Source organism: Sulfurospirillum tamanense (assembly GCF_016937535.1).
Classification (GTDB): domain Bacteria; phylum Campylobacterota; class Campylobacteria; order Campylobacterales; family Campylobacteraceae; genus Sulfurospirillum_B; species Sulfurospirillum_B tamanense.
Window position 1 is genome coordinate 76,487 of sequence record NZ_JAFHKK010000006.1, and the last position, 26,174, is coordinate 102,660.

At 45.5% G+C, this 26,174-nt stretch carries 24 protein-coding genes; 12 read left to right on the plus strand and 12 right to left on the minus strand.

What is annotated here, in order from left to right:
- The first annotated feature begins 141 nt into the window (after positions 1–141).
- Genes JWV37_RS04345 through JWV37_RS04375 form a run of 7 tightly spaced genes read left to right on the plus strand, consistent with a single transcriptional unit; the run spans position 142 to position 4,376 of the window.
- Positions 142–888: a DUF4198 domain-containing protein gene (locus JWV37_RS04345; RefSeq protein WP_205458551.1), complete on the plus strand. Its 747-nt coding sequence runs from the start codon at positions 142–144 to the stop codon at positions 886–888.
- Entirely contained in the window at positions 889–1,488 is a 600-nt protein-coding gene (gene cbiM, locus JWV37_RS04350) for a cobalt transporter CbiM (protein WP_205458552.1), read from the plus strand.
- Complete coding sequence (locus JWV37_RS04355) at positions 1,485–1,871, plus strand: hypothetical protein (RefSeq protein ID WP_205458553.1); 387 nt, start codon at positions 1,485–1,487, stop codon at positions 1,869–1,871. Before cbiM ends, JWV37_RS04355 begins: the two co-directional genes overlap by 4 nt.
- A complete protein-coding gene (locus JWV37_RS04360; protein WP_205458578.1) occupies positions 1,847–2,518 on the plus strand; it encodes an energy-coupling factor transporter transmembrane component T family protein in 672 nt (223 codons plus the stop codon). The genes JWV37_RS04355 and JWV37_RS04360 overlap by 25 nt, the downstream gene beginning before the upstream one ends.
- Positions 2,515–3,168 carry an energy-coupling factor ABC transporter ATP-binding protein gene (locus JWV37_RS04365; RefSeq protein ID WP_205458554.1) on the plus strand — a complete coding sequence of 218 codons (654 nt, stop codon included), beginning with the start codon at positions 2,515–2,517 and terminating at the stop codon, positions 3,166–3,168. The genes JWV37_RS04360 and JWV37_RS04365 overlap by 4 nt, the downstream gene beginning before the upstream one ends.
- Positions 3,169–3,204: 36 nt before the next feature.
- Complete coding sequence (gene sfsA, locus JWV37_RS04370; protein ID WP_205458555.1) at positions 3,205–3,891, plus strand: DNA/RNA nuclease SfsA; 687 nt, start codon at positions 3,205–3,207, stop codon at positions 3,889–3,891.
- Complete coding sequence (locus JWV37_RS04375) at positions 3,888–4,376, plus strand: 2-thiouracil desulfurase family protein (protein WP_205458556.1); 489 nt, start codon at positions 3,888–3,890, stop codon at positions 4,374–4,376. The genes sfsA and JWV37_RS04375 overlap by 4 nt, the downstream gene beginning before the upstream one ends.
- Here the strand turns inward: JWV37_RS04375 and JWV37_RS12905 are convergent.
- The 9 genes from JWV37_RS12905 to JWV37_RS04420 form a co-directional block, all read right to left on the minus strand.
- Positions 4,357–5,298: a DUF234 domain-containing protein gene (locus JWV37_RS12905; RefSeq protein WP_205458557.1), complete on the minus strand. Its 942-nt coding sequence runs from the start codon at positions 5,296–5,298 to the stop codon at positions 4,357–4,359. The genes JWV37_RS04375 and JWV37_RS12905 overlap by 20 nt on opposite strands.
- Positions 5,271–6,464 carry an AAA family ATPase gene (locus JWV37_RS04385; protein ID WP_205458558.1) on the minus strand — a complete coding sequence of 398 codons (1,194 nt, stop codon included), beginning with the start codon at positions 6,462–6,464 and terminating at the stop codon, positions 5,271–5,273. The genes JWV37_RS12905 and JWV37_RS04385 overlap by 28 nt, the downstream gene beginning before the upstream one ends.
- A 108-nt stretch (positions 6,465–6,572) precedes the next feature.
- Positions 6,573–7,994, minus strand: a complete 1,422-nt coding sequence (locus JWV37_RS04390; RefSeq protein ID WP_205458559.1) for a protein adenylyltransferase SelO — start codon at positions 7,992–7,994, stop codon at positions 6,573–6,575.
- 148 nt (positions 7,995–8,142) lie between these two features.
- Positions 8,143–8,373 carry a transcriptional antiterminator Rof gene (locus tag JWV37_RS04395; RefSeq protein ID WP_205458560.1) on the minus strand — a complete coding sequence of 77 codons (231 nt, stop codon included), beginning with the start codon at positions 8,371–8,373 and terminating at the stop codon, positions 8,143–8,145.
- A 347-nt stretch (positions 8,374–8,720) separates the two neighbouring features.
- The gene (locus JWV37_RS04400) at positions 8,721–10,805 is read right to left on the minus strand and encodes a heavy metal translocating P-type ATPase (RefSeq protein WP_205458561.1); all 2,085 of its coding nucleotides are present in this window, start codon (positions 10,803–10,805) and stop codon (positions 8,721–8,723) included.
- 3 nt (positions 10,806–10,808) lie between these two features.
- Positions 10,809–11,165 (minus strand): ArsR/SmtB family transcription factor, encoded by a 357-nt coding sequence (locus JWV37_RS04405; RefSeq protein ID WP_205458562.1) that lies wholly within the window; start codon positions 11,163–11,165, stop codon positions 10,809–10,811.
- A gap of 89 nt (positions 11,166–11,254) precedes the next feature.
- Entirely contained in the window at positions 11,255–13,759 is a 2,505-nt protein-coding gene (locus tag JWV37_RS04410; RefSeq protein WP_205458563.1) for an ABC transporter permease, read from the minus strand.
- Positions 13,759–14,415 (minus strand): ABC transporter ATP-binding protein, encoded by a 657-nt coding sequence (locus JWV37_RS04415; protein WP_369407651.1) that lies wholly within the window; start codon positions 14,413–14,415, stop codon positions 13,759–13,761. The genes JWV37_RS04410 and JWV37_RS04415 overlap by 1 nt, the downstream gene beginning before the upstream one ends.
- Entirely contained in the window at positions 14,415–15,011 is a 597-nt protein-coding gene (locus JWV37_RS04420; RefSeq protein WP_205458564.1) for an arylesterase, read from the minus strand. The genes JWV37_RS04415 and JWV37_RS04420 overlap by 1 nt, the downstream gene beginning before the upstream one ends.
- 211 nt (positions 15,012–15,222) lie before the next feature.
- On the opposite strand from JWV37_RS04420, the gene JWV37_RS04425 reads away from it, so the two are divergent.
- From JWV37_RS04425 to JWV37_RS04440, 4 genes are all read left to right on the plus strand, one after another.
- Positions 15,223–17,343 (plus strand): transporter substrate-binding domain-containing diguanylate cyclase, encoded by a 2,121-nt coding sequence (locus tag JWV37_RS04425; protein ID WP_205458565.1) that lies wholly within the window; start codon positions 15,223–15,225, stop codon positions 17,341–17,343.
- A gap of 203 nt (positions 17,344–17,546) precedes the next feature.
- Complete coding sequence (locus JWV37_RS04430) at positions 17,547–19,379, plus strand: ABC-F family ATP-binding cassette domain-containing protein (protein WP_205458566.1); 1,833 nt, start codon at positions 17,547–17,549, stop codon at positions 19,377–19,379.
- 181 nt (positions 19,380–19,560) lie between these two features.
- Positions 19,561–21,387, plus strand: a complete 1,827-nt coding sequence (locus JWV37_RS04435) for a diguanylate cyclase domain-containing protein (RefSeq protein WP_205458567.1) — start codon at positions 19,561–19,563, stop codon at positions 21,385–21,387.
- Between the two features lie 2 nt (positions 21,388–21,389).
- On the plus strand, positions 21,390–22,586 hold the full coding sequence (locus JWV37_RS04440; RefSeq protein ID WP_205458568.1) for an MFS transporter: 1,197 nt from the start codon (positions 21,390–21,392) through the stop codon (positions 22,584–22,586).
- 3 nt (positions 22,587–22,589) lie between these two features.
- Here JWV37_RS04440 and JWV37_RS04445 read toward each other — a convergent pair whose 3' ends face one another.
- Entirely contained in the window at positions 22,590–23,351 is a 762-nt protein-coding gene (locus JWV37_RS04445; RefSeq protein ID WP_205458569.1) for a hypothetical protein, read from the minus strand.
- Between the two features lie 344 nt (positions 23,352–23,695).
- Here JWV37_RS04445 and JWV37_RS04450 point away from each other — a divergent pair, with 344 nt between their 5' ends.
- Positions 23,696–25,579, plus strand: a complete 1,884-nt coding sequence (locus tag JWV37_RS04450; RefSeq protein WP_205458570.1) for a bifunctional diguanylate cyclase/phosphodiesterase — start codon at positions 23,696–23,698, stop codon at positions 25,577–25,579.
- Here JWV37_RS04450 and JWV37_RS04455 read toward each other — a convergent pair.
- The gene (locus JWV37_RS04455) at positions 25,563–25,721 is read right to left on the minus strand and encodes a hypothetical protein (RefSeq protein ID WP_205458571.1); all 159 of its coding nucleotides are present in this window, start codon (positions 25,719–25,721) and stop codon (positions 25,563–25,565) included. The two genes, JWV37_RS04450 and JWV37_RS04455, sit on opposite strands and share 17 nt — an antisense overlap.
- Before the next feature lies 1 nt (position 25,722).
- Positions 25,723–26,121, minus strand: a complete 399-nt coding sequence (locus JWV37_RS04460) for a DUF2391 family protein (RefSeq protein WP_205458572.1) — start codon at positions 26,119–26,121, stop codon at positions 25,723–25,725.
- Positions 26,122–26,174: the final 53 nt, after the last annotated feature.

The window sequence follows — 26,174 nt, forward strand, 5'->3', positions numbered from 1 at the left end:
TTATGCCCTTTGAATTTTATCCAAGAGCGTTACATGTAAAAGAGTTGCTTTTAAAAATGACGATTTTTAAGCCCCTTTTTACTTCCATGTGGTCACAATAACACTGAATCAATAAGAATAATATTTATACAAGGAGTTCGTATGAAATTCGCAGTGTTAGTCCTAGCCTGTGTGTCATCATTGTTGGCGCATTTTCAAACCGTCCTCGTGGACAAAAGCGTTTTAGAACAAGGCGATAGCCCAAAAGTAGCTCTTAAATACGAGTTTACACACCCTTTTGAGCAAAGCCTTATGCAGATGGAAAAACCCCAAGACGTGGGTGTTTTTGTGGAGGGTGCGCGCCACTCTTTGGCGGAAAAAATGGTAGCGAAGAAAAAAGAAGGGATGCAGTACTGGGAGGCGAGTTACACCATCGAAGAACCCGCGGTGTACCAGTTTTATGTAGACCCTGTGCCCTATTTTGAGCCCGCGGAGGAAAAATTCATCCGCCATCAAACTAAAACCATCGTGGACGCGTTTGGCGCAGGTGAAGGCTGGGATGAACCTGTAGGGTTTAAAGCAGAAATCATCCCCCTCTCGCGCCCTTATTCGTTGTACGCGGGCAATCTCTTTAGCGGCCAAGTGTTCTACCAAGGTGAACCTGTGCCTTTTGCGGAAATCGAAATCGAGTTTTACAATACTAAAGGCCTCAAAGCACCCAATGGTATGTATGTGACCCAAGTCACCAAAGCAGACGCCAATGGTATCTTTCATGTGGCCTTGCCAAAAGCAGGATGGTGGGGCTTTGCCGCCCTTTTGGAAGATGATGAAACCCTTGCGTATCAAGGGGTAGAGTACCCTATAGAACTTGGCGCGGTGTTGTGGCTCAAAACGGAAGAGATGCGCTAGATGCACATCAGCGAAGGAGTGTTGCGCCCCGAAATCTTGCTAGCAGGCGCGGCAGTTTCGACGGTATTAGTAGGCTGGGCCTTTAAAACCTTGCGCCACGAAGAGATTCCCAAAACGGCTGTGTTGTGTGCGTTGTTTTTTATCGCTTCGTTTATTCACGTTCCCGTTGGTCCCGCTTCCATGCACTTGGTGCTTGGGGGAATCGTGGGGGCGTTTTTGGGGATGCGCGTGTTTGTGGCGGTCTTTGTGGGCTTGTTGCTCCAAGGGTTGCTGTTTGGTTATGGGGGTGTGAGCACCCTTGGGGTGAATGTCTTTAACATCGCCACACCCGCTTTGCTGGGTTATGGGCTTTTTGAGGCTTCAAAAAAGAGGGAAAAGTTCAAATCCCTGTGGTGGTTTTTAGTCGGGTTTGTGCCTTTGAGTGTTTCGGCCTCGTTGCTCTCTCTCGCACTTGCCCTTAATGGTGAGGCGTTTGTGGGGGTAGCTAAAGTGATTTTTGCGGCCCATTTTCCCCTTATGGTTGTGGAGGGTGTCATCACGTTGTTTGCCCTCGCTTTTGTTCAAAAAGTCTCCCCTCGCCTTTTGGAGCGCGCTTCGTGAAAAGGTTGGTGGTGGTGTTGTGGTGTTTGGCCTTGCCTTTGTGCGCCCACAAACTTTCTGTGTTTGCCAAGGAAGAGGCAGGTAAGGTGGAGCTGCGGGCGTATTTTAGTAAATCGGCCCCTTGCAAGGGGTGTCAAGTGTCTGTGCAAAACGCCTCAGATAAAATGCTTTTGCAAACCCAAACCAACGACGAGGGCAAAGTGTGGCTAACCCTTCCCTCGGGAGCGTCGCGGGTGGTGGTGGAGGGCGGCATGGGGCACCAACAAGAGCTTGTGCTAGAAAATCCTGTGCCTGAGGAGGGCACGGTGTTGCCGTTCTTGCTTTCCTTGCTTGGCATTGGGGTGTTTTTTGCCCTCTTGTGGTTTATGAAGCGCCCCAAATGAATCCTGCTGTTGCTTTGGTGTTGGTGGTGGTTTATGGTGGTGGTGTAGCACTCATGCAAAGCCTCTCTTTAGCGATGGTCTTGCCCCTTATGTGGCTTGGGGTGTACCAACGCCATGCCCTAGGACGTGTGCTAAAAACCTTGGTGTTAGTGAACGTGTTAGTGGCGGTTTTGGTCATCGCTCTTGTCCTCCAAGGCGCCCATGACATGGCGCTTTTGGTGGCGGTGCGTTCGAATTGCATGGTGGCCTTTGTGCTGTTGTGTTTTGACCAAAAAGACGCCAATGCACTGGCGTGCGGGATGCAACAGTTGCGTTTGCCAGATGTGCTTGTGAGTATGGTGTTTTTCACGGCCAAGTTCATTGAACTGTTGCGGCGAGAATGTGTGCAGTTTAAAAACACCGCCAAGGTGCGGGGATTTGTCCCCAAAACAACCCTGCTCACGTACCGTACGGTAGCGGGATTTGTGGGGATGCTCATCATCAAAGCCTTTGAACGTGCAAGGCAGTTACAGTACACCATGAAAGTGCGCCAGTTTCAAGGGCGCATCTACACCCTTGAAGCCACCCCGTGCCCAAGACTGGGTGAATGGGGATTGCTTGGGGTAAGTGGTATTTCTTTGGTCTTATACGCAGGAGGGTGGTTATGAGTTGTTCGGTGACGCTTCGTGCTCTGACGCTGAGGCGTGATGGGGTTTGCTTGTGCGAGGGAATAAACTTGGACGTTTCCCACAAAGAGAAAATCGCCATCATTGGGCCAAACGGGTGTGGTAAGACCACCTTGCTAGAAACCCTTGTAGGACTTCGTTTGCCTCAAGGGGGAACGTTGGAACTGTTTCATCAACCCATGACCTGCGAGAAAGACTACGAGCCTTTACGGTTTGTGGTGGGGTATTTGTTTCAAGATTCGGACAACCAATTTCTCTCGCCCATCGTGGAAGATGACGTGGCGTTTGGCTTGTTAGTCAATGGCGTTAGTGTGGAAGAAGCGCGCCTAAAAACACGGATGATGCTCGAAGACTTGGGCATTTCGCACTTGGCTAAAAAGGTCGTGTACCACCTCTCAGGCGGGGAGAAAAAACTGGTCGCGTTAGCGGGTGTTTTGATTACTGAACCCAAGTTGCTTTTGTTGGATGAGCCGACCAATGGACTAGACGCGCTCATGCAACAACGCTTGGTGGAGATTTTGAGAGGAATCGACAAGAGCATTATCATCGTCTCTCACCATCAAGAATTCATCGACTCGGTGGTAGATGGGGTGTATGAAATGCGCCCCAAAGGTTTGACGCGTATACGCTAAAATGCTATTTATTCTTTACATGTAAAGGGTGTTGGCATGCAACTTCCTCCTTTGTTTCAAGGCACACTTATTAAACGCTACAAACGGTTTTTGGCCGATGTGGTGCTAGAAAATGGGCAGACCATCACCGCCCATGTGCCAAACTCTGGCGCGATGACTTCGACTATCGCCCAAGGATGTCCCGTGTGGGTGAGCTACCACGAAAACCCCAAGCGCAAACTGGCTTACACCTTGGAACTCAGCGATATGGGCAGTGGATTGATTTGTGTGAACACAGGCTGGGCCAATAAGCTTACTATTGAAGGCATCCAAAACGGCGTGATTGAGGAGCTTCAAGGGTACGAGAGCCTCATGCCTGAACAGCGTTATGGGGAACATTCGCGCATTGATATTTTGCTTCAACGGGGTGAGGAAAAGTGCTACGTGGAAGTCAAAAGCGTGACCTTGCACCTTGGCGATACCTTTGCCTTTCCTGATGCAATAAGTGCGCGCGGGACGAAGCATTTGCACGAACTTGCCGCCATGAAGCGTGCGGGACATCGGGCGGTGATGGTGTATGTCATCGGGCGGAGCGAGGCGCTGCCTTTTCGTTTAGCGCACGAAATCGACCCTGCGTACGCCAAGGCCTTTGAAGAAGCCCGCGAAGCAGGCGTGGAAGCTTTGGTGTACCAAACGCGCCTTACATGTAAAGCACTTAGCCTTGAAAAAAGGAAGATTAAATGATTCTAGTGAGCGCGTGTCTTTTGGGAGAAAAGGTGCGGTATGATGGGGGTGAAAACAGGTGCGCGCATCCGTATCTACAGCAGTGGGTAAAAGAAGGGCGTGTGGTGGCGGTGTGTCCTGAGAGGCTTGGAGGACTGCCCACGCCGCGCCCGCCTGCGGAGATTACCTGTGGAGGAAGTGGTGCGCAGGTGCTAGAGGGCAAAGCGCGGGTGATGGACGCGCGAGGCGAGGAGGTGAGCGAAGCGTTTGTTAAAGGCGCACACGAAGTCGTAGCTTTAGCAAAACGCCACGGCGCGCGGATGGCTATCTTGAAAGAAGGCAGTCCCTCATGTGGAAGTTCACGTATTTATGATGGCACCTTTGGAGGTGTGAAAGTCGCAGGAGAGGGCGTATGTGCGAGCGCCCTAAGAAAAGCTGGCATCGCCGTGTTTAGCGAAAACCAGCTTGAAGCAGCGTGGGCTTATCTTACGCCATCAAAAGCTTGAGGTGCTTTAGGGTGAAGAGGTGGACGTTGGGGTGGTTTTTGAGTTCACTGGAAAAGCCACCTTTTGCCACAAGGACGTAGCCATCAGCGGTGATGTTGGCGTTTTTGGCAAGGGCTTGGAGCGCGGAAAGGTCGCTTTTTTTCATTTTTTGCGCACTGTGCTTGAAGGTGCCTACAAGGGTGGATTTGTCTTTACATGTAATGACAAGAGGGACGTAAAGGGAGCTATTCCAAAAGGCGCGCACGCTCATGGCTTCGGGGAGGCTTTCAAGGAGGAACAGTTGGGCGAGTTGCTCAAAGGTGCGCTGGGAAAATTCGCTTTTTTGCTGGGCAAAACGCTGGGAAAATTCTGCATAATCCCCTTGGGAAATGCCTTTAAACAGGGGCGACACAAAGGCAAACCAAAACCGAAAAAAGGGCAAGGTGAAGCTCAGACGCTCTTGGTCTGGGTTTTTAAAACATGCTTCAGTACGTAAAAATCCCGCCTCACTCATGGCTTCTACGGCGCGAATGCCTTCAGCCAGACTCACATTAGCCCGTTTAAAGGCGGTGCGTCCATCCCCTTGGGCGACGCCCGTGAGGACTTTGTGGTACAAAGGGTTGCTTCCTGTGAAGTGGGTGATGAGCGAATGGAGTTGTTTGTAAGGCACCAAGATATGCTCCTCGATGAGCGTTTCAAGGGGTTTATTTGGGTCGATGACATCGTCGAGTCCGCCAAAAATAGCAAAAAGTTCAAGGGCTGTAGCGGGGTCGGTGATAGCGTTGTGGTGGCAAAATAGACGAAATTGCTCTGTTAGGGGCGTATGAAAAGGAAGAATGGGAAAGCCTTGTGTTAAAGTGGGGGTATTATACAGGGTTTTGGGTTTACATGTAAGAGGGTTTTGAACAGTCCCGACTAATGTCCATAAAACCCAAACAACCACAGCGGTATTTTTTTATCATTGGTTGTAAAATCAATATCAAGGGCCAAATAGCTCTTTGGCGTATCTTTTATTTGTGAAAAATCTTTGCTTCGTCCCCCAACTTCAAAAATATTGCCATCTACTACAAAATCTCCAACATCACTGTAAAAAATAGTTTCAAAGCAGTTTACAAAAAATGTTTCTCGCACGGTTCCTATCTCTGCTTCGGTTGCAAATTTATTGCTGTAACTATAAAGGATGTTTGTATTGGCAAAAAGGAGTTTTTGTGGCTTCTTGGTGGTTTTTTTAGCCTCTTTTTTCATGGATTTAAAAATCCCTGTCTTATCCAGTATTTCCATATACGTGTAGAGAGTCGGCTCACTTATGCCCATATCCCTACTCAACGAAGCCATGTTAACGCTAAAAGGTTTCTTTGCACTCACAACTAAAAAGATAAGTTTTTGAAATACAGACACATGGGTGTAGTCTATTTTGTTCAACGAAGGGATGTCTTCATGAATAATTTTATCCATAGCATTAAAAAGTTTTTGTTCAAAATACTCTTTGCCTTCTAGGTAAAACGGGTATGCGCCATGTTTCAAGTATTCTTTAAAATGCGCAAATAAATCCTCATGGCCAAAGACCAACTCCTTGCTAATGGAAGATGCATTACTTAAAATCTCTTCAAGGCTGTAGCTAGAAAAAGGAGTCCCCTTCTCAAGCTCCAAATACTCTTTAAAGGAGAGTATGTCCATTTTGTGCAGCACGAGTCTTCTGCTAAGGTCATATTTTTCATAGAGAATATTGAGCATCGATGAGCCACTAAGCCTGATGGTAAGATCAGGAAAACTGTCATAGATATTTTTAATCTCCATTGCCCAATTTTTGTATTGGTGGACTTCATCGATAGCTATGAAGCGCCCGCCTAGAGCATAAAATTCATCGACTATAGTATAGATACGGCTATTGGTGAACTCTATATCGTCCCCACTCATGTATAAAACTTTTTGCGGAAGGCTTTTGAGATATTGAAGCAAAAGCGTTGTTTTTCCAACCCCTCTGGGGCCTATTAGCCCAATAAGCCTCTCGCTGTTTTTTAAGACATTGAAGTACTTTGTTCTTATGTAAGAAGTGTCAGTCTTAGCAAAAAGAAGTTCTTGCTTTCGTATAAAATAGTCAAGTTTCATCTATTTCCTTAAATGCTTTTAGTGATTATAGCACAAAATAGAAAAACACATTTTAGTAAAATGGGTTAAAAGGGCATAAGGAAAGACTTAAACAAGACCTTGCAACCCTCACGTGCCGCAAAAAGTCTTGTACCCCACATCCACGCCGTAAGGGATGGTTTGCAATTGCGCATTTTCGTACCCTTCGTAGGGTGTTTTGAGTGCGTGAAGGAGGGTGAAAAAAGGCTTTTTATTTCCCGCCTCTGCTTCCACTAAGGCTTCTTCGACCAAGTGGTTTCTAGGGATGACCAAGGGATTGCAAGAGCGCATGCATGCTTTGGCACTGGCGGTGTCACCTACGGTGTGTTCCCATTGTGCGTGCCATGCTTTCAAGGCGTCGTCCAAGGAAACAAAGTGCTCTTTGTCCGCAAAACCAAGGGAGGCAAAGGTGTTGGTGTAATCAAGCCCTTTTTGTTGCATGATGCCAAGCAGTGCGTTAGCGAGGGCTTTGCCTTCTTTATCCACCCTTTCAAGCCCTAACTTTTTGCAGAGCATGGCATCATATTTTTGTTCATAGAGAGGCACGAACTCTTCTAGCGCCGCAGTAGCTTTTTCCACCGCTTTGTCCTCGTCGCTGTCGATGAGCGGTAAGAGCGCACCCGCTAAAACCGAAAGGTTCCACCCTCCGATGACGGGCTGGTTTTCAAAGCGGTACCGTCCCATTCGGTCGATGGAACTAAAGACCGTTTTGGGGTTATAGGCGTTCATGAAAGCACACGGCCCGTAGTCGATGGTTTCGCCGCTGATGCTCATGTTGTCGGTGTTCATGACCCCATGGATGAACCCTACGCGCATCCACTCCACGATGAGGGCTACTTGGGCTTCCATGACCGCTTGCAAAAAGGCTAAGGCTTTGTTAGGATGGGCTTCGAGGTGCGGGTAGAGGCGGGCGATGGTGTATTCTAGGAGTGCTTTTAAGTTCTTTTGTCCGCCATACTGCCTTGCGTACTCAAAGGTGCCGACGCGAAGGTGACTGCTTGCGACCCTCGTGAGCACGGCGCCTTTGTGGGATTTCTCTCTCACGACCTCTTCGCCCGTTTCGACGACTGCTAGGGAGCGGGTTGTTGGGATGCCTAGGTAATGCATGGCTTCGCTGATGAGGTATTCTCTAAGCATTGCGCCAAGGGTGCCCCTGCCATCGCCCCCGCGGGAGTAGGGCGTTACGCCTGAGGCTTTGAGTTGGATGTCGTGGCGTTTTCCTGCTAGGTCTAGCACTTCTCCCAAGAGCACGGCTCGTCCGTCTCCAAGCATGGTAAAGTGCCCAAACTGGTGGCCTGCATAGGCCATGGCGAGGGAAAAAGAGCCTTCAAAAAGGGTGTTGCCACTAAAATACTCCGCCAGCTTTTCTGTGCTTGCGTGGGGAATTGCTAGGGTGTGCGCGAGGTCGTCGTTGAAACAAAACAGCTTTGGCACCGCCACTTTTTGGGGATGTTGTAAGGTAAAAAATCGCTCAGGCAAAGTGGCGTACGTGTTGGAAAAAGCGATGTGCATGGTGTTATCCTTGGTGTTACATGTAAAGCCATTGTAGAGGAGGAAGATAAAAAAGTGCGTTAAGGAAATGGGCTTATTTTTAGGCTAAAGAAATTCAAAGGAAGGCTTGGAGGTGGGTTTTTTGGCTTACATGTAAACACATTGCGCATCAAATTTCTTTGTGTTTTTTACCATTAAAAGAGAAAATCGAATGAAGAGGTATCTTTTGTTTGCCATTTAAAATCAAAAATTCTTTGTCATCTATAATGCTTAGCGTAGTGACGATGCCTTTGATAGTCTTCTCCTGCTCGCCCTCTGTGTAGACAATTGTAGAGGGTATCTTTCTTTGAATAGCAACCATAAGCTGGTCGTAAAATTCAGATGAGATGGGCGTATACATCGTTATTTCCTTTTGAAAGTTAAAAAAAGCGGTGAGGTTATTTTTTCGCCAAACCCCTTACATGTAAGGATGAAAAAGTATGCTCCTATTTTCCTTGTTTACCCTAAGTCTCCGATAGAGAAGGGGTAAAGCATGGTATTTACTTTTTACTAGTACAAAAACCCAAACAACCAAAGAGGTATTTTCGCGCCGTGTTTTGCCTCTATGTCATCAAGAGAGAGGCAGTTTTTTGCACATCTTTTATCTGGGAAAAGTCTTTGTTTTTTCCGCCAATTTCAAAGGTATGGGTGTTGTCCACCAAAAAGCCCCCTTTTTTTTGTAAATTGAGTCTTTACATGTAAGCCCACTTACCGCAACACCCTCGATGCGTTCAAGATAGCGATGAGCGCGACGCCCACGTCTCCAAAAACTGCTTCCCACATGCCAGCAATCCCAAAGGCGCCAAGCACTAAGATGACCCCTTTGACCCCAAGGGCGAAGACGATGTTTTGCCAGACGATGCGGTGGGTTTTGCGCGCTAGGGCGATGGCGATGGGGATTTTGCCGAGGTTATCGTCCATGATGACCACGTCTGAGGCTTCGATGGCCGCGTCCGAACCCACGCCGCCCATGGCGATGCCCACATCCGCGCGCGCAAGAACTGGCGCATCGTTGATGCCATCCCCCACAAAAGCCACTTTGCCTTGGCCTAGGAGGGATTCGAGTTTTTCTACTTTTTGGTGGGGTAAGAGTCCCGCGTAGACTTCCGTGATGCCAAGCTTTTGGGCTTGGACGCGCGCCACTTCTTCGCGGTCGCCTGTGAGCATGACAAGGCGCGTGATGCCCAACTCTTTCAAGGCTTGGATGGCTTCAATGCTCTCACGTTTGAGCGTGTCGGCGATGCACAGCGCACCCGCGTACACGCCATTAACCGCCACGTATACCACGCTTTGTTCGCTCTCTTGGGGCGAAGCGGTGATGCCCTCTTTTTCCAAAAGGGCGTAGTTGCCCACCAGTACTTCTTTGCCCTCAAACCGCGCTTTGACCCCAAACCCTGCCAACTCTTCGACCTCACCTTTTTCTTGGCCCACGTCCGCGCCAAATGCCTGCACGATGGAGCGGGCGATGGGATGGGTCGAGTGGCGTTCGGCTTGGGCGGCGGTACCAAGCAAGGAAGCTTCGTCAAACCCGTTGGCGGGGTGGAGGCTTTGGAGGCGAAAAACGCCCTCGGTCAAAGTGCCTGTTTTGTCAAAAACAATGGTTTCTACGTTTTTAAGGGCTTCGAGAAAGTTGCCCCCTTTGACCAAGATGCCCCGCTTGGACGCCCCGCCGATGCCCCCAAAAAAGCTTAGAGGGATAGAAACCACAAGGGCGCACGGACACGAAACAACAAGGAAAACCAACGCCCGCCCAAACCACTCGCTAAAGGTCGCGCCTTCTAGCAGTAGGGGTGGCAAGAGGGCTAACAAAACGGCCGCGCCCACAACCACAGGCGTGTAAATCTTGGCAAAAGAGGTGATAAATTGTTCAGTTTTGGCTTTTTTCGCCCCCGCGTTTTGCACGAGGTCGAGGATTTTAGCGACGGTGGAGTCGGCAAAAAGCGTGGTGGTTTGGAGGGTGAGGAGGCCAGTTTGGTTGATGCTTCCTGAGAGTACTGTGTCGCCTTTGCCCACGTCGCGCGGTAAGGATTCGCCCGTGAGTGCGGAAGTGTCTAGGGTGGAAGTTCCCTCTAAAAGAACCCCATCAAGGGGGATTTTTTCACCCACGCGCACGAGAATCTTGGAGCCTATCAACACCTCTTGGGGCGACACGCTTTTTGTGACCCCATCAAGAAGGAGCGTAGCGGTGTCGGGGCGGATGTCCATGAGTGTGCTGATAGAACGGCGCGAACGCCCCACGGCGAGGTCTTGGAAAAACTCACCCACGCGGTAAAAGAGCATGACCGCTACGCCTTCGGGGTATTCGCCGATGCTAAAGGCACCGATGGTGGCGATACTCATGAGGAAGTTTTCATCAAACACGTGGCCTTTGGTGAGGTTGCGCACGGCCTTGGCGACAATCTCCCCGCCGATGAGTCCATAAGCGGCCAAAAAGAGCCAAAAATCAAAGGGTGCGGGCGTAAAAAAGGCCCCGCTAAAGAGGAAAACGCCCAACACATAAAGCAAAAAACGCGGTGTTACTACGTGCTCTTTCCACGGGGATTCTTGGAGTGGGGTCACGGGCGTGTCAAGGGGTTTGAAAGAGACGCTGGGCTCTTGCGTGTGCACGAGGTGCTCGACTTCTCCCCAAAACGCGGGCGTGAGCGGGCTTGGGGTTTGGAGGGTGAAGATGCCTTGGGCAAAGTCGATGCGCGCATGTTCGATGCCACTGAGGCTATTGAGTTTGGTTTCAACTTTGGCGGCGCAATGGGCGCAGCTTAGGCCTTCGATGCGGTATTTTCGGGTGTGCGACATGGCTTAAGCCTTTTCCGTGACGTGGGCAAACCCGGTGTCAAAAAGCAGTTTGATGTGCGCATCGTCAAGGGAATAGTAAACCACTTTGCCCTCTTTGCGGGGTTTGACAAGGCGGGCGTTGCGCAAGACGCGCAGTTGGTGGGAGATGGCCGAATGGGTCATGCTAAAAAGTTCGGCGATGTCGCACACACACATTTCATTTTCCAGTAATGCGCCGATGATTTTGATGCGAGTGGTGTCGCCAAAGACTTTAAAAAGCTCCGCTAAGTCGTACAAATCCTCATCTTTAGGGAGTTTGGCTTTGACCGTTTGGATGACATCTTCGTGGATGATGGTGCATTTACATGTAAGCTCAGGCATAAAATTTCCTTGGTTTATAGATGAACATATGAATTAACGTTCATATGTTAGAGCAAAAAAGATAAAAAGGTTCTTAATGCCTTGCAAGGTTATTCACCAAAAAGAACATTCTCTTTTTGGTGAATCATTTTTGAGGTAAAAAAGCTGACAATCAAAAGTGTTAAGACGGGGATGAAGAAAAAGTAGAGCAAGAGCACATCAGGCCTAAAATCCCAATGGGATTCAAAGAGAAACATGCTGATAAAATAAGAGCTAACACTCCCTAAAATAATCCCCAAAACACTAGCACTCAGGGAGATTAGCCCAAACTCCATTAAAAAAGAATTTCTGATGGTGTTGTTTTTAACGCCAATCATTTTAAGTCTTAGCATATTATTTTTTTGTAAATTCATTTGATACTGGATGATAATAAAACTCATAAGAAGCCCGACAATGATGGAGTAGAGACTCATTTTATCGGTTATGGTTGTAGCATTTTTGACAAGGTTTGCAAAAGATTCAAATAAATTTTTTACATCGATGAGAGTCAAAGAGGGAAAAAGTTCAGACAGTTTTATTACCATTTGCTGTGCGTCATAATCTCCTCTTGAGATGGTCGCTAGTATTGTTTTGGGGGCATCTTCAAGGGCGCCTTCTTGTAAAATTAAAAAGAAATTTGGTACAAATTCAGCCCACTCAACGCTTCTAATATTTACTACATTGGCTTCCAGCTCAAGACCCAAGACATCAAACACCAGACGGTCGCCCAAGGCGATTCCTCTTTGGTTTGCATACCCTTGCTCAACGCTAACTTCGATGGGTTTAGAAAAATCTTCTGAGGTGTAAATGCCACTAAATGCGCGTCCTTTGACAATCTTTTCGCTCTCTTTTAATGTTGATCTGTAAGAGAGGTTTACTGCTCTATTTCTCAGCTCGTTTTTTTCTGCTTTGTTTTTTTTGTCCCCGTGTGCTTGTGTGTGTTCCGCAAAATCCACATCGTTCACTTTGACGATGCGTCCACGTATCATCGGCGAAACATTCTCCAAGCGCCCTCCCATGTCGCGCACGTGAGCGGCTAGGTCTTTGATTTGCTCTTCTTTTGCATCAAGCACAAAAAACCTAGGCCGCTCATCAACACTTTGTGTGAGTGCTGTGGATAAGGATGCGCCAACTTGAGGAATGAGGCTAAAGAGTGTTGTGCACAAAAAAATGGCGACAAACAGGCTCAGCGATGTTTTCTTTTGCCTGATAATATTTTTAATAGCCAAAGAAAAAGAGAGGTTTTTCAAGTGTCCAGAAAAATCCATTTTTTTCAACATAAAAGAGCCAACACCAAACAGCACAAGGATGACAAGGAGCAAAGCCACAGCAAAAAAGAACCCGACATTTTTACTAGGCGTTACCCCGTGGGCCAAAAGCAACAAGAGCCCAAGAAAAGGAGTAAAACTCAAAACGGTTCTAAAGAAGTGCTGCTTTTGGCTTTGAAGGAGCGGCAAAATCAAAGGGAGCCCTACGGTTAAACTTAAAAGCAAAAGTGCCAATGAAGCTTTTAAGAAAAAGGCGTACTCCAGTGAAAAATCAAAGTCAAAATCAACAATCTTTGCAACCAAGGGCCCTATAAACTGAGCAGAGAGCACAACAAGCAAAAACACAAGAATGCTTGAGATTGCAATCAGTGCAAACAGATGCAACAAAGTGGTTAGTACCAACTTTTGTTTACTAAGGCCCAAGTCGCTTAAAACGGTAATGTCTTTTTGATGGTTCCGAAGATACCCAGAATAGAGGTAAATAACCCCCACAAGACCCAAGAAAAAAGAAACAAGCGAGACCAAAGACAAAAAGTCTGTAATAACATTTAAAACACGCAGCAAACGGTCTTTTCCATCATTTGGCGAGAGAACATTCAGGTTTTGGTCGACGTTCTCTTCTAAAGTATTTTCAATTTTTTCCAAGGCGTCGTTGTCGAATTCTTCATGGAAAAGGTAGCTTAGTTTATACCTTGCTGTCGAGCCAAACTGCAGCAGTTCTGTTTTTTCTAATCCCGTTTCGCTTATATAAATTTTAGGTATGAAACCGCTAAAGCTCACGCTTTTTAGGGAATCTTTTTCTATGATTTTTGCTATTACAAAACTTTCTTTACCGATTTGCAGTGTTTCCCCGAGGGTCGAGCCCAGTAGGTCTAAAACCTCTTGATAAACCCAAATCTCGTTTTGTTTTGGTAAGAGGTTTGCATCGGGGTAGGTAGATTTGTCTTTAAAAACCAACCCGCCATAGTAGGGGTATCCTTCGTTTATCTTGACAAGTTCCATGAGCCTAGACCTTGTTTTTGAGGCTACCATACTCACTGTTGAAATACCCTCATCAAAACGCTTCACTTCAGGCAGTTGATTTTTAATAGACTCTTTTTGCTGGTCGCTTATGGGAAACCGAGAGGTGATCACAATATCTGCCCCAAGCAGTCTTTTTGCTTCTGATTCCAAGGATGCGTCTATGCTTCCTTTAAAAAATTGTAAAAAGACAAGCGCCACAATGGCCAAGCAGAAATTTAGTATAAAGATTAAGCTAAAAAATTTTGAACGCAACAGTGCTTTGAGAACAAGTTCTAAGACCAACATTACGTTAAGTTTCCTTGTGACAATTCGTAGGTTTTTTCACAACGCTTGGCGATATCTTTTGAGTGGGTCACAAGAATCAAAGTAGTACCGTTGGTTTTTATAAGCTCAAAAAGCATGTCCATAACGGCATTGCCAGTCTCTTCATCCAAGTTGCCACTGGGTTCATCCGCTAAAATTATTTTGGGGTTATGGATAAGGGCGCGCGCTATGGCAACACGTTGCTTTTCGCCCCCGCTAAGCTCAGAGGGAAGGTGTGCTAGTCTGTGGGCTAACCCTACGCTTTCTAAAAGCGCTATGGCTTTTTCTTTGGGGTTGGGGATGGCGCAGACTTTTGCAGGAAGCATCACGTTTTCAAGGGCGTTTAGGTACGAAACCAAATGAAAATTTTGAAAGACAAAGCCTATGTGGGTGGCTCTAAAATCATTCAGTTGGCTCTCCTGTAAGGTTTTGTAAGAGACGGCATTGAGGGTGATGTCGCCGCTGTCTGGCTTTATGATTCCAGAGATAAGCGAGAGCAAGGTTGATTTGCCACTGCCTGATTTGCCCATGATGGCGACTCTTTCGCCTTTTTCGACGTGAAAATTTAGATTTTCAAATATCTCAATTTTCTGCGCACCTTGATTGTATGATTTTTTTAATGATTTTAATACTAGCACTACAACGCTTCCTTTATAAATTCAAAAACGCTCTTTGCGATGTATTCATGGCCTTTTGCGTTAGGATGGATGCCATCTTCTTGGTTAAACTCTTTTTTGCCAGCAACCCCTTCTAGTAAAAAAGGCATGCTTTTTAGGGCGTATTTTTCTGCGAGTTCTTGGTACATTGCCTTAAAGCGCTCGGTGTACTGGGGGCCATAATTGGGCGGCATTAACATTCCTGCTAGTAAAACTTTTGCTTGTTTTTCTTGTGCGTGATTGATGATTTCTTCAAGGTTTTTTTGACTTTGTTCAAGGTTTAGCCCCCTTAACCCATCGTTGGCGCCAAGTGCGATGAAGACTATCGAGGGGTTCTTTTTCAAATACCACTGAAGCCTAGCAAGCCCATCGCTTGTGGTAGAGCCGCTGACGCCGCCATTGATAACGGTAACATTTTTATTAAGTTCGCTTTGGATTAAAGACGCAACCAGACTTGGAAAGGCTTCCTCTTTACTGACACCAAGCCCCTCGGTCAACGAGTCTCCTAAAAAAAGAATCGTATCGGCCTTGGCAAAGTGCAGGGTAAGTAAAAATAGGGCAAGTAAAATTTTTTTCATGCGTAATTCTATCTAAAACAAGTCAACAGCCAAACCCTTTACATGTAAAGGTTGTTAGAGTGTAAAAGAGAAAAAGGTGGAAACTCGTATCATTCCCCATTCACTCAAAAAGCATAGGCATTGGACTCATTCTTCAAATTTACTTAATATAAAACTAAGGAAAAAATGAGATAATTTTTAAAAAGTAAAATTAATTTTACAAAGGCATTTAATGCGTTTGATTATCGTTTTTGCCTGTTTTATTTTGTCGCCAATTTTTGCCTTGGGGCAAAACGATATTTTAACTATTAAAGAAAGAGAATTTGTAAGCAAATCTCCCCCTTTAAGATTTTCGAACCACATAAACTACCATCCCTATAGCTTTTTTTCAAACGATCTAGCACATGGTTTCATGGTGGACTATGTTAAAGTTTTAGGCTCGAAAATTGGCATACAAATAGAGTTTATAACTGCCGAACAGGCTACATTAAAATCACAATTTGAAAATGGGCACCTAGATGCCATGATGCCAGTTCTTACTGGAAAAGTTGATAATTATGAATTCCTAACCGATGCGGTTATTCCCGTCAACTTCTCCTTTATAACAAGAAAAACAGAAAATTCGATTAAAACATTAGAAGACATGCAAGGAAAAATCTTAGCCGTTACTGATAATTGGCAAAGAATGGAATTTGTAAAAAAATATTATCCTCAAATCAACATCAACACCTATAAAAATTCAAAAGATGCGCTTGAAGCTGTTGCATTTGGTTTGGCGGATGCGAGTATCGAAGATTTTTATGTCGCCAATTACATCACAAGTCGCCATATGTTAGGAAACTTACACACAATTAACCGATCAAAATGCGACAGATCAAGTGATGATACCTTAAGAATAGAATTTGCACAGCATGCTAAAGAATGGGTTAAAATTTTTAATAAAGCTATCGCCTCAATTACCGAAGAGGAAAAATACGCTCTTCATCAAAAGTGGTCCCAGTATCTTCTCAGCACACCTCCAGCTACGGTAGAATTAACGCCCCAAGAGAGACAATACCTCAACGCTAAAGAAAAAGTTATGATGTGTATTGATCCTGACTGGATGCCGCTTGAAGCAAACAAAGAGGGGCAGCATATTGGAATGTCTAAAGACTACATGAATCTCATAGAAGAAAAGCTTGGTATTCCAATAGAAATGGTGCCCACAAAAACATGGCTTGAGTCAATCGAAAAAGCAAAAGCAAGAGAGTGTGATATATACTCTTTGGCTATGCCAACGCCAGAAAGACGACTGTATATGGAGTTTACACAACCCTATTTAAGGGTTCCTTTGGTTCTTGCTACTGGTCCTGATGAACTTTTCTTTTCTGATATTTCCCTGATCAGAGACCTGCCGATTGGAATCGTAAAAGGCTACGCTTACGGCGAAATCTTACGAGTAAAATACCCCCAAATGCAATTTGTTGAAGTTGAAAATGTTCAAGATGGATTAAACAGGGTTCACAGAAAACAGCTCTTTGGTTTTATAGGCACTCTTGCAACAATCGGATATGCGATTCAAAAAGATTTTACAGGACAACTCAAAATCACCGGAAAATTTGATGAATTTTGGGAATTGGGAGTTGGCGTTAGAAATGATGCTCTGCATCTTTTTACAGCTTTTGAAAAGGCTATAGCATCTATAGACCCAGAAATCCACCAACAGATTTTAAATAAATGGATTGCAGTCCACCATGAAAAAGAGACCGACAATACTCTGCTTTTTCAAGTTTTAGGAGTAGCGGCTTTGGTGCTTATCTACTTTCTTATTAGACAAAGAGAGCTTAAAAAATACAATAAAAAACTTGAAATTTTATCAACAACTGATGCACTTACCGGCATTTACAATCGCCTAAAGCTAGATGAGATTCTCTCGTATGAATGGAACTATTTTAACAGATACGGACGAGATTATTCGATTATCCTAATGGATGTTGATGATTTTAAAATAACCAACGACACGCTAGGCCACAAAGCAGGAGATAAGGTTTTGCAAAGAATAGCCAAAATCATCAGTGAAAATAAAAGAGATAGCGATGTTTTGGGACGATGGGGCGGTGAAGAATTTTTGCTCTTATGCAAGGAAACCGACTCAAAAGGTGCCACAACAGTAGCAAAAAAGATACAAAACGCCATAAACTCTTGTAGCTTTAAAGAGCTAAAGCCACAAACATTAAGCTATGGAATAGCGCAATTTAGACAAAACGACACACTAGATTTAATCTTTACCCGTGCGGACAAGGCACTCTATAAAGCCAAAACATCTGGCAAAAACAGAATCATTGACGCCGAAGAGTTAGATGCAAAACCCTAATCCAACCTCTTCGTTAGAGAATCTTTAGCGATTGCTTGTCCAAATAAAAAAACCCTTACATGTAAAGCCTTTTATGTTTACATGTAAGCTTGCTTCTAGGGTATTTTTGATTCCCTTTTTGTCTTGGATGCGACCTTTACATGTAAGGATTTTTCAAACATGGTATAATCCCCGTTTTTAACCCCATTTTTCAAAGAAGTCTCATGATACAACTCACCAATGTTACCAAGCGTTTTGCCACGCGCGAACTATTTTCTAATGTCAATTTTCAACTCGGCCCCAAGCAACGTGTGGGCTTGGTCGGGCGCAATGGCAGCGGTAAATCCACTCTTTTTAAGATGATTTTAGGCGAAGAAGCCTTGGATGGCGGAGAGATTGGCATCCCCAAAAACTACAAAATCGGAGCCTTGCGCCAGCATTTGCATTTTAGTGAAAAAACCATCGTCGATGAGGTCGCCTTGGCGCTTAGTGAAGATGAAAAATACGAGATTTACCGTGTGGAAAAGATGCTCTTTGGTCTTGGATTTACTGGGGAAGACCTCGAAAAATCCCCCAGTGCCTTTTCAGGCGGCTACCAAATCCGCCTCAACCTTGCCAAGCTGCTCATCGCCCAACCCAATTTGCTACTACTGGATGAGCCTACCAACTACCTGGACATCCTCTCGCTTCGGTGGCTTAAAACCTTTCTCAAAACCTTTGATGGTGAAGTGTTGCTCATCACCCACGACCGCGACTTCATGGACAGTGTGACCACGCACACTATGGGCATCGTGCGGCGCAATCTGTTTCAGATTCAAGGCAATTCTCACAAGTTTTACGCCCAACTAGCCTCCAACGATGAACTCTACGAAAAAGAGCGCCAAGGACAAGAGAAAAAACGCAAAGAGTTGGAGGAGTTTATCGCCCGAAACAAAGCGCGCGCTTCGACCGCAGCCTTAGCTCAGTCAAAGGTAAAATTGCTTGAAAAAATGGACGTGATGGAAGAGCTTGAGAGTGAAAGCAAGCTCCGGTTTGATTTTAACTACCAAGAAACCCCCGCCAAAATCATCACAGAAGCCAAGGATTTAAGCTTTGGGTACACGCCAGACAACCTGCTGTTTGAAAAGATTTCCTTTTCCTTAGCCAAGGGCGAATGCCTCGGCATCATCGGCAAAAACGGCAAGGGAAAATCCACCCTTCTTAACGTTCTAGCAGGCGAATTGAAGCAAAACACAGGGGCGATTACTTCGCATCCTGCGACCGTGATGGGTCACTTTGGACAGACAAATATCAACCGCCTCAATGCTGAAAATACCATCATCGATGAGATTTACGTGGGCAACCCCAAGCTCGCGTTTTCCTCAGTGCGCGCCATTTGCGGCGGGATGATGTTTAGCGGGGATGACGCGAAAAAGAAAGTCTCACTCTTAAGCGGTGGTGAAAAAAGCCGCGTCATGCTCGGGCAGATTTTGGCGCGCAACGTAAATCTACTCTTTTTGGATGAGCCTACCAACCACCTTGACATGGAGTCCATCGAAGCCCTCACGGAAGCCATGGAGCGGTTTGAAGGTTCCATTGTGCTTGTCACCCACTCCGAAGAGCTGTTGCGCCGCGTGGCGGACAGGCTCATCGTCTTTACCTCCAAAGGCGCGGAGTATTTTGAAGATGGCTACGATGCGTTTTTAGAAAAAATCGGCTGGGAAGAAGAGGCGGGCGAAGCTAAGCCTAAAAAAGTTCCCAAGTTTGACAAATACCAACTTAAAAAACTGCGCACTACCATCATCAAAGAGCGTAGTGCTAAGGCTAACCCGTTAAGAACCCAAGTAGAAACCCTAGAAGCAGACATCATGACGCGCGAAGAAAAGCTCAAAACCCTCACCCAAGAGCTCGCCACCGCCTCAAGCACGGGCGATAGCGTGCGCATCAGGGAGCTCTCCAAACAAGTTTCCCACGAAGAACTCGCCGTAGAAAGCGCCTTTGCCAAACTCGAAACCGCCCAAACCAAACTCGACGCGCTGATGGCAGAGTTTGAAGCGAAACTAGCGGAGTTGGAGTAGGGCTTTGAGGTAGAGTAAAGGGTGGGGCATTTTTGTTTTTGGGCAAGCAGTAAGCCCCATTGTTGCTTTACATGTAAGTTAGCACTCTGGCCCCTGACAACTTAAGTCCTCTTCAATTAAGCACAAAGTATAATCAAACAATTTTTATAAAAACTCTTTTCGCTCAGTAGGAAAGTGAACCATGAAGGTTATCCACCTTTTTCTTTTAACTCTTTTTTTCTTCCATGCGCCCACACTTTTGGCCAATGCGCCCCTAGCTTCTTTGACCCAAAGCGAGCGAGCGTGGCTTGCAGAAAATCCAACCATTCGCGTAGGGATGGACTCGGATTATGCGCCTTATGAGTGGCTTGGTGCGGACGGGCATTTTGTGGGGATGGCGGTGGATTACCTGCACTTAATGGAGCAAAAGCTAGGCGTGCGTTTTGAGATTATCAAAGGCAAATCTTGGGATGAAGCCATTGAGATGACCAAAAGAGGCGAAATCGATCTTCTCACCAGTATCGTACAAACCCCTGAACGTTTAAAGCACTTTACCTTTTCGCCTCCTTATCGCAACACCAGAACAATGATAGTCGACAACGGCCAAGGCCATTTTATTGGAGATTTAAAGCACCTTGCGTCCAAAAGAGTAGCCATCGAAAAGGGGTACTTTACGCAAGAAATGCTCACGACCCATTACCCTCAAATCGAGCTTGTGTTGGTGGGTAGCACCGCCCAAGCCCTGCGTTATGTTTTAGAAGGTAAGGCCGATGCGTACGTGGGCGATATGAGCGCCATTGATTATGCGATGTGGGCGGAGGGATTACAAGGACTTCGTTTTTCAGGGCAAACCGAGTTTGCAAGCGAGCACCGTTTTGCCTTTTCAAAACATAGTCCGCATGTGGCTTCCATTATCAATAAAGGGATGGCTTCCATTACCGAAGAAGAGCGCAATGCCATCTACAATCGCTGGATTGGCATGCGTATCCAGCAAGGAGTTAAAGCGCAAACCCTCATGCTTTACGGCGCTTTTGTGGGGCTTTTGGCATTGGTTTTTGGGGTGATGTACTACAGGTTACGCCGTGAGATACAACACCGAAAAGCGATGGAAAAGCATTACCGTCATTTGGCAGAAGACGTGTTGGATGTCATTTGGCGAACAGACGGAGAGTTGCGGGTTACGTACATTAGCCCTTCGGATGAACGGCTACGGGGGTTTAAGGCCGAAGAGGTATTGGGCACGCATGTTTTTGAGATGTTTACGCCTGAGGGTGTTGAAATCCTTAAAGTGCAGATGCGAAAAAGAGCAGAGGCAGAGGCAAAAGGTTCTCCGATAGATTTTGCCCGTTTTCAAGTCCAGCATGTGTGCAAAGACGGGAGTTTGATTTGGGGTGAAATCCTCTCCAAGCCCGAGCGCAATGAAAAAGGGGAAATCATTGGCTACCACGGCATCACTCGCGAAATGACCGAGCAAAAGCTTTTGCAAGAACAGATTAGAAATCTAGCCTTTTACGATGCGTTGACACAGCTACCCAATCGTCTTTTGCTTACCGAGCGCCTGCATCAGGTTCATCTAAACAATAAGCGAGAATCTTGCTACAGTGCGGTGATGTTTCTTGATTTGGACAATTTCAAATCCCTCAACGACACCCACGGCCATAGCGTGGGGGATTTGTTGCTATGTCAAGTGGCTGAGAGATTAAAACAATGCGTACGAGAGGTTGACACGGTCGCACGGTTTGGCGGCGATGAGTTTGTTGTGCTTTTGGGTGGATTGCACGAAGAAAAAGAGATTGCTGAGCGTTATGCGGAAAATGTGGCGCAAAAGATAAGTAAAAGCCTTTGCACCACGTATATATTAAACGCACAAGACCAACGAGTAGAGCACCACTGTACAGCGAGTATTGGGATTGTTGTTTTTGATGCGGCAAAGGAGAGCGAGGACGATATTCTAAAACACGCCGATACTGCCATGTACAAAGCCAAAGAATCAGGCAAAAATACCATTTGCATGTGGGGCTACCTTTAGAAATGGAAGCAACACAAGGGTTTGATAATCAAGGAAAAGCTATTTTGCAACACAAGACGTTTCAAAAAGACAAGGTCTTTACCCTCTCTTTTGCCCACTTGGCGCACGATACCTACTCGGCCTTTTTGGCGCCCATTTTACCTCTTTTGATAGACAAGCTTGGGATTAGCCTTTTTATGAGCGCTTTTTTAGACATCGCGCGAAGTGTTCCTGCGCTATTAAATCCTTTTTTTGGCCTCATTGCCGAGAAAACGGGGATTAAATATTTTGTAATTTTAACCCCCGCTATTACGGCTATGAGCATGAGCCTCATTGGCCTTGCAACTTCGTATAGTGTGGTTTTTATCCTTTTGTTTGTGGCAGGTATTTCGGCCGCACTTTTTCATGTGCCTTCGCCTACGATGGTCAAAGAATCAAGCGGCGAAAAAGTGGGCACAGGGATGAGCTTTTTCATGGTCGGTGGTGAGCTTGCTAGGACGCTTGGGCCCTTGCTTGTGACCGCGGGAATTTCCCTGTGGGGGCTAGAAGGGATGTACAAACTCATGCCCCTTGGCCTCATCGCCTCCATCATTCTCTACATTAAGCTTAAAGACTTTGACACCAACAGGCCCGTGCAAAAACCAAAAGAAAAAGGCGACACCAAGCGAGTGCTAAAAACATTCACACCATTTTTAAGCGCTTTGGCGGGGTTTATCTTGTTTCAATCAGCCATGAAGCGTGCTTTGACACTCTACCTCCCCGTGTACCTCATCGCCCAAGGGCAAAGCCTGTGGTATGCGGGGATTTCCCTTTCTGTTTTACAGGGTTTTGGCGTTTTGGGCGCGATGTTTTCAGGGCATATTTCCGACAAAATTGGCAGGCAAAACACCCTTCTCGTTGCAAGCAGTGGTTCGGTTGTCGCCATGGCGCTTTTTATCTTTTCGGGGCATATGGTTTTTTTGGCGCTGTTGGGGCTTTTTTTGCTTTCAACTGGCCCTGTACTCATGGCAAGCGTGCAAGACACAAACTCCAACATGCCCACTTTTCTCAACAGCATGTACATGTCTATCAACTTTGGGGTAAGCTCTTTTGTTGTCTTTGGCGTTGGTTTAGCGGGGGATATTTGGGGTTTACATGTAACGTACATCGTCTGCAACATCATTGCCCTTGGGTGTATTCCTATGGCGTTTTTATTGGGAAAGGCTCTTTTAAAAGCGTAGTTTTTAACCCCATCTTCCCAAGCATGCCAAAACACCACGCAGACCACCCCACAAAAACAGCAGTGGCAAAAGCAAGGTATGGAGCACAAAAACAGCCATTATAGCAATCACGTCTTGTGCTGTTTTTTCAACCCGCTCTCCAAGTTTTTGAAAAAACGACAACTCTTTTTTTTCTATGGGGTTGAGTGCTTCGAGTTCCTGGGAAGTTTGATGGAGGGTTTGGGTGGCTTGCACGTACACAGGCTCTGTAAAATGGGCATAAAGTGTCGCGTTTGTCCACTCTAGTGTAGGCATCAAAAAACGTAAAATCACCAGTATTGTAAACCCGCGCAACACCCATGCACTCAGGGTTTCTAGGCGCGGCATCCACAGGAACACTAAGCCCAAGGTCCCCATGCAGGCTAATGCGATTTTTAGGGCCAAGACACCGCCCATTTCAATAAGTATTTTTTCTATGCCAAGGGCTACGGTGGCGACTAGCATCACCCATGAAAAACGCTCTATGAGGTCATTGATAGGGTCTAAAATCTCTCCCACTGAAAAGGTGGCGCTTGCAAAGACCACGGAGCCTTCTATCTGGGTTCCTTGGAGCATCGAAATGACACCGTTGAGTGCTCTGGCTACAGCAAACGTGGTCAATGCCCGCTCAAACGCTTTGTCGTGGTGCGTGTAGCTCATGCGCTCAAGCTGAGGTGCAAACGCAAAGGCAGATAGAAAGATAATTACACAAGAAAAGGCTATTTTTCGGGTTAGTGTTTGGGACACGGGAGACCTCCTTGCGTTACTGTTTGGTGATTGGGCGACAAAATTTTTTAGTAAAGTGTAGCACAGAGTGTGTGAAAATCTTTCTTTACATGTAAGGAATTTTTTGATAAAACGCCTCAAGACTATTTTGAATACCTCTGCAAAATAAATGCGCTTAACACACCAGTCGTTTGCTGTTTTTGCCTCAGATGTTCATCTGTTGGTCCATTAAGTAAAATTTATGTAGAATATTTAACCTTTTCCTTCAAAGAGAGCCTATGCAGTATTTGGCTAACAAGTTGGTTGTTCGTTACCTCCTTTTGCTGTGCACTACTTTCGTTTTATTTTTTTTGACAATTTTTTCATTGCAAGGATATGTGCGGTCTTTGGAGAGTGATATCAACAAAACTGAAGTGGAGTTTGAACGGCGCATAGAGCAAATTAATGCTGTGTATTCTCTTGCTCAACGTTTTCAAATCAAGATTCATACCATTGTATACACGGGACAAACTGCTCAGTTGCGTCAAAAAAAACTTGAAGAGATTGAAGCACTTACGGATGCTATTTTTACCCTCCATACGACACTTTCTTTGGCAAAATGCCTTGAAGATATCCCACAAACAACGCAGTTTTTAGATGAGTTGCCCCCTTTGATTTTAGAAGCAGAAGACCTTTTTAAGACCCTTTCTGAGGCCGTAGGCGAGCGCAATGCGTTACTGAAAAACCCTATTGCCAAACTCACCGATGTGGCTGCTCAGATCCACTCGATCAATAGAGATATCTACCTTAAGTTTGACACACTTTATGAGGTAGTGGAAACACTTCTTGAAGAGGCTAAAAAAGAAAAAATACTTCTTGGTCTTAAAAACAAAGAAACAAGGGCTCGGTACTTGCGTCTTGAAATCGTCATTGCTTCACTCTCTTTCATTGTTTTTATTGTGTTAACTGTGCTTATCCTTAGGCAACTCATTGGGCTTTTTAAACGCCTTGAACATCAACTTAAAATCGATCCACTCACCAAACTACCTAACCGTTTTGCCTTGTTTGAAGAGAGCAGTCAGTGCGCCGTGCCACTGTTTGCCATTACGAATGTGGATGGATTTAGAGCCATTAACGAACTTTACGGCACAGAGGCGGGCAACGAAGTATTGCTGCAACTTTCCTATTATTTGCGCAATTTTGCCAAAGATCACCAGCTCAAACTTTACCGCACTTCCGGGGATGAGTTTGTTTTTTATCATTGCCAAAATGGGTTTACCCTTGAGTCTTTTACTGCTACTATTGTTCCACTTTTGGAGGATATTAAAGAACACCCTTTTATAATCGAATGTATTGGAGAATCCCTTAAACTTTCAATGAGTTGTGGTATTAGCGGGCACACGAAAAACCCCCTGGGAAAAGCCGACATGGCGATGCATCGCGCCAAGGCAGACCAGCTAGTCTATGCTGTTTACGACGAAGAAAAAGATAGTTCAAGGATACTAGAGGAAAATCGCTACTGGATAGGTCAAATTCAAAAAGGCATCAAGAGCAATGCCTTTGAGCCCGTGTTTCAACCCATTGTGGATGTAGGTGGATATCCTGTTAAATACGAAGCACTGATGCGTTTAAAAACCTTTACTGATGAGGGCTTGGTTGAGTATGTCCCACCTTTTTATTTTCTTGAACTTTCCCATAAAATAAAATCCTACCATGTCCTTTCAAAAATGACCATTCTGAAAAGTTTTGAAATTGCAAAAAATCTTGGGACTGACGTGAGCATTAATTTATGCTACCAAGACATCATCAACACAGCCTTAGAAGAAGAGCTACTTGCAGCTATAAAGACGATGGGTATTGGCCCTAGAGTCACCTTTGAAATCACCGAGACAGAAGAGATTAAAAATTACACTACCATCAAACATTTTATGGAGGCTTTTAGGCCTCTTGGTGTGAAATTTGCTATTGATGATTTTGGATCAGGGTTTTCAAATTTCAGTCATATTGCACTGCTGAAACCCAATTTTATCAAGATTGATGGCTCGCTCATTAAAAACATCGACAAAGATACCTCATGCGAAGCTTTGGTTAAGGCTATCATTACCCTTGCACGCGAGCTAAATATTTGTGTCATAGCGGAGTTTGTACACTCGCAAGCTGTCTTTGAAAAATCAAAATCTCTTGGTATCACTCTTTTTCAGGGGTATTATTTCTCACCCCCTTGTCCCAAGCTTTCCCCTAAAGAAGTTTCACTTATGCCAGAGCAGTAGGTGTTTTTGTAGCCCAATCTTTTTTGCTCTGCAGTGTCTTTACATGTAAGGGGTAGTTTTTTGCCAGTATGGTTACAACTTCTTTTGTTTTGAGCTCAAAAGTGGCTACATGTATATATTTTTCAAGGTTTGTTACTTTCACTTTAGTCTTCCTTGTCAAACCCATCGACCACGATAGCGCCGATGGAGGCGGGCATAGCAACAATGAGCATGCGCTTTAGGGCTAACGCGGTTTCTGCAAAAAGTGGAAATTTATCTAGGCTTATCAAGATTAATGCCACAATCACCAAGGTGAGCCCATAGGCAATGAAAATTCGCAGGAAAAATGCCATAAGCCGTGTTTGTACACGGTGTTGGAAAATCCCCTGATAGGCATAAAGCCCTAAAAACACCAAAGAAAGCCCAACAATCAAAAAAAGATTTAGCGTTGGTAGGGTGATTGCGCTTTGCCACGCCTCTTCAGAAAAGGCCACAGGCACACCTAGTGCAAAAGCACCCACGCTAATTTGAATGGCATCTTCTTTGTTAAAGTAGATATTCACAGGCTTTCCCTTGGTCTATTTTTCTCTTTTGAGTAATTATTTTAGCAAGTATT